Genomic DNA, 3,894 nt, shown 5'->3' with positions numbered 1-3,894 from the left:
AGCTCACGGCGCGTTCCAGCGCGTCGACGCGGTTCCCGAGCCGCGCGGCCTCCTCCGGGTCGGTGAGCGACTCGGCCTCCAGCCGCAACCCGGTGAGAGGCGTACGGAGGCGGTGGGAGATGTCGGCGGCCGTCTCCCGCTCCTCGGCGAGCAGGTCGCTGATCCGTCCCGCCAGGTGGTTGAGCGCGAGCCCCACGTCGCGCACCTCCACGGGACCGCCGGGCGTGGCCCGCGCGCCCAGGTCCCCGGCGGCGAGCCTGTGGGACACACGGGCCAGCCCGGTCATGGGCCGGGTGAGCGCGAGCGCCAGGCGGTCGGCGACGAGGATGCCGACGCCGATCAGGGCGAGCCCGAGGACGAGCATGCCGATCCACACTTCCCTGACCCCCTTGCGGAGGTCCTTCTCGCTGAGGAAGACGCGGACCACGGCCGTACCATCGGCAAGGCCCTGCACGGCGGCGAGCACCTCCAGGCCGGAGGCGGTCCGCGCCGTGAGGCTCTGCCCGCGCGCGGCCAGCTCCACGGCCGGCGAGCGCGACGCGGGGGAGCCGACGACCTGGCCGCCGGGCAGGAAAACGCTGATCGCGTGGCCGCTCGACGCGGAGGTGCGCTCGGCGGTCAGCGCCAGGCCATCGGGATCCATGGTGCCCACCGACGCCGCGACGGACTGTGCCTCGGAGTTCGCCTGCGTCACCGCGCCGCTCTCGGCCAGCGCGCGGACCAGCAGGCCCAGCGGGACGAGCAGGGCGACCAGCACCAGCGAGGTGGTGGCCGCCACGAGCAGCGCGAGCCACCGCCTCATGCCGGCCCGGCCGGTTCCGGTGCGGTGAGGGCCGCCGTGAGCCGTCGATTCATGTCGGGTCGACCAGCTTGACCCCGACGCCGCGCACGGTCTGCAGGTAGCGGGGTTCCTGCGCGGTCTCGCCCAGTTTGCGGCGCAGCCACGACAGGTGGACGTCCACGGTCTTGTCCGCTCCGCCGTACGGCACCTGCCAGACCTCGGTGAGCAGCTCACGCTTCGTGACGACCTCGCCGGAGCGGGCGGCCAGGAAGTGAAGCAGGTCGAACTCGCGTGGCGTGAGGTCCAGCGGGGCGCCGTCGAGGACGGCCTCGCGGCTGCGCGGGTCCAGCCGCAGGCCTCCCACGGTCACCGACGCGTCCGTACGGCCGTCGGCGGTGCGGCGCAGCACGGCGCGCACGCGGGCGTCCAGTTGGGCGGCGCTGAAGGGCTTCACCACGTAGTCGTCGGCCCCCGCGTCCAGCAGGCGGACCATCTCGGCGTCGCCGTCCCGGGCGGTCGCCACGATGACCGGGACGCGGCTGACGGCCCTGAGCATCCGCAGCATCTCGGTGCCGTCCAGGTCGGGCAGGCCGAGGTCGAGCACGACGAGGTCGGGGCGCTCGGAGACGGCCTGCCGCAGGCCGTCGAGCGCGGTCGGGGCCGAGGACACGGCGTGGCCCCGCTCACGCAGCCCTCGCATGAGGGCGGTACGAATCGTCGCGTCATCCTCGACGAGCAGGACGTTGGCCATGGGCGGATACGCTAACGGCTCCGAGGCGATCGGCATAAGCCCGTTATGGTGCCCTTAACCCCGTCTTAGGAGACAGCCAGGGAGGATCAGGGGCATGAACCGGCGCCTGCTTCTCGTCGTGACCGGATGGCTGGTCGTCGGGCTCGTGGCCACCGGCGCGGGCATCGTGGTGACCGCCTTCCTCGGCGAGTCGATCACCGGCTCCGCCTCCCGCGCCCTCTCGCCCGCCGAGATCCGCCGCTCCCTCGACGCCTCACCGTCGCCGTCACCGCTCGCCACGGGTGACGGCTCCGGGGCAGGGACGGCGTCGCCCTCGGGGACCGAATCGGCCGCCGCGAGGCCTTCCGCGTCCGCTTCGGTCTCACCGTCCGCCAGTGCCGCCCGAGGACAGACCAAGGTGTTCTCGGCCAGGGGCGGGACCGTGGTGGCGCGGTGCGCGGGCGGCCTGGTGACCCTGCGGTCCTGGACCCCGGCACAGGGGTACGAGGTGAAGGACGCGGAGCGGGGCCCCCGCGACAAGGTGCGCGTGAGGTTCGAGAGCCAGGACGCCCGCACCGAAATCGAGACCCGCTGCTCGGGCGACCACCCCACAGCCACGATCAAGAACGACTGAGCGCCTTCGGGTGACTCGATCCGATACTCGGGCGAACGCCCCGTTCCCACGATCTGACTCAGCTGACCGCTTTCGTGGTCAGTCCGACGCAGCGTGCCGGAGACCGCTCAGGTTCATTCAGACCGATCGAGTGGCAGGCCATGTCCGCGTGCGAGAGCGGTGTGAGGACGCTGTTTCCGTTGTCCACAGGAGCCGCCTGAGCAGCGGATGATCTTGGGGAGGTGTTCTAGGATCGGCCGACCGTAAAATACGAGTAAAGGGCGGCCCTAAGATGAGCGCAAGGAAGAGCACCGACTCGCAGGCATCGGGCTCGCAGGCATCGGGTGGGGGGCGTGGGAGGCGGCTTCTGCTCAGGGGGGTTCTGCTCGCCGTCATCGCCATCGTGGGCCTCGGGCTCCTCGCCACGGGATGCAGCAAGGTCAGCACCGCGCCCGACGAGGTGAGGCTGCACTACGCGGGCGGCCCCTTCGAGGCGATCAAGTTCGTGAAGTGCATCAACCCCTCCAGCGGGGCCACCTTCCTCGGCCCGGGGGACACCTCTTACGCCTATCCCTTCGGTCAGCGCACGTTCGACTTCTCCGGCACCGATGACTCCGAGTCCAAGGCCATCAGCATCGTCTCCAAGGACAACGTCGAGATGCAGGTCGCGGGCTCCGCGACGTTCACCCTCAACACCTCCTGCGAGACCCTGCGCCAGTTCCACGAGAAGATCGGGCTGAAGTACGGCTCCTACTTCGACGCCAGGGAGTCCGACGGCTGGCGCCGCATGCTCAACTTCTACTTCAAGCAGCCGCTCGACCGGGCCATGGACGCGGCCTCGCAGGAGTTCGAGTGGAAGAAGCTGTTCAACGACCCGAACGCCAAGCAGCAGTGGGAGCAGCGGGTCGGCCAGCTCGCGCGGCAGTTCATCAAGGAGACCGCCGGCGCCGACTACTTCTGCCAGCCCAACTACGCGGGCACGGGTGAGTGCGGAGACGTCGCGCTCACGATCCAGAAGCCCGAGCCGCCGCAGACCCTGATCGACGCGCTCGCCGCCGAGCAGGCCGCCAAGCAGCAGAACCTCGCCCAGCAGCAGATCAACACCAAGGTCAGGACCGAGATGGAGTCCATCAAGGACCTGGTCAAGGTGCTCGGACCGCAGGGAGCCATCCTCTGGAAGGCCATCCAGGACGGCAGGGTGCAGGTGGTGCCGGTGCCGCAGAACGGCTCCCTCAACATCACCCCGCAGTCACCCTGACCCATGCCTCGCAGGGAGTGATGTCGGCTTCTAGGTCCGGATCTCGGCAAGCTCGGTGGACCGGCGAGCTGCCGGCCGCCCTGATGGTGGTGACCAGGGATGGGGCTGATCATCGGGGCGGTGCCACGTCCGTGCCGAAGGCGGCGGCGATGGTGCGCATGCCCTGGGCCAGTTCCTCTCGGCCGAGGGCCCCGATGCGGTCGACGGGGCCCGAGATCGACATGGCCGCGATGACCCTCGCGCCGTCGCGCACCGGCACGGCCAGGCAGTGGACCCCCAGCTCCTCCTCGCCGAAGTCCATCGCGTAGCCCTGCTCCCGCACCCTGTCGAGCTCCGCGAGCATCGCCTCGATCGAGGTGATCGTGTGCTCCGAGCGGCGCGGCAGGCCAGTGCGGGTCAGGATGGCGGCCGCGTCGGCGCGCTCCGCGAGCAGGACCTTGCCCACCGCCGTGCTGTGCGGCAGGACCCGGCGGCCCACCTCGGCGAACATCCGCAGCCGCCGAGGCGAGGCC

Annotated in this window: 5 protein-coding genes; 2 read left to right on the top strand and 3 right to left on the bottom strand. The window is 70.9% G+C overall.

The genetic code is table 11. From position 1 onward, the window contains the following. Together AB0B89_RS35300 and AB0B89_RS35295 are read right to left on the bottom strand one after the other, a co-directional pair. On the bottom strand, window positions 1–802 hold an 802-nt coding region (locus AB0B89_RS35300; RefSeq protein ID WP_358561800.1), incomplete at its 3' end, for a HAMP domain-containing protein. 49 nt (window positions 803–851) lie between these two features. After that, entirely contained in the window at window positions 852–1,532 is a 681-nt protein-coding gene (locus AB0B89_RS35295) for a response regulator transcription factor (RefSeq protein WP_358561797.1), read from the bottom strand. Window positions 1,533–1,626: 94 nt separating this feature from the next. On the opposite strand from AB0B89_RS35295, the gene AB0B89_RS35290 reads away from it, so the two are divergent. Next, on the top strand, window positions 1,627–2,145 hold the full coding sequence (locus AB0B89_RS35290; RefSeq protein ID WP_358561794.1) for a hypothetical protein: 519 nt from the start codon (window positions 1,627–1,629) through the stop codon (window positions 2,143–2,145). Between the two features lie 271 nt (window positions 2,146–2,416). After that, window positions 2,417–3,382 (top strand): SPFH domain-containing protein, encoded by a 966-nt coding sequence (locus AB0B89_RS35285; protein ID WP_358561791.1) that lies wholly within the window; start codon window positions 2,417–2,419, stop codon window positions 3,380–3,382. 109 nt (window positions 3,383–3,491) lie between these two features. Here the strand turns inward: AB0B89_RS35285 and AB0B89_RS35280 are convergent. Continuing rightward, a partial coding sequence (locus tag AB0B89_RS35280; RefSeq protein WP_358561788.1) for an IclR family transcriptional regulator C-terminal domain-containing protein occupies window positions 3,492–3,894 on the bottom strand: 403 nt, incomplete at its 5' end.

Source organism: Sphaerisporangium sp. NPDC049002 (assembly GCF_040649355.1).
In the GTDB taxonomy this organism is placed as follows: domain Bacteria; phylum Actinomycetota; class Actinomycetes; order Streptosporangiales; family Streptosporangiaceae; genus Sphaerisporangium.
The sequence above is the reverse complement of the archived record's forward strand: the minus strand, read 5'-3'. Positions and strand labels throughout refer to the sequence as shown.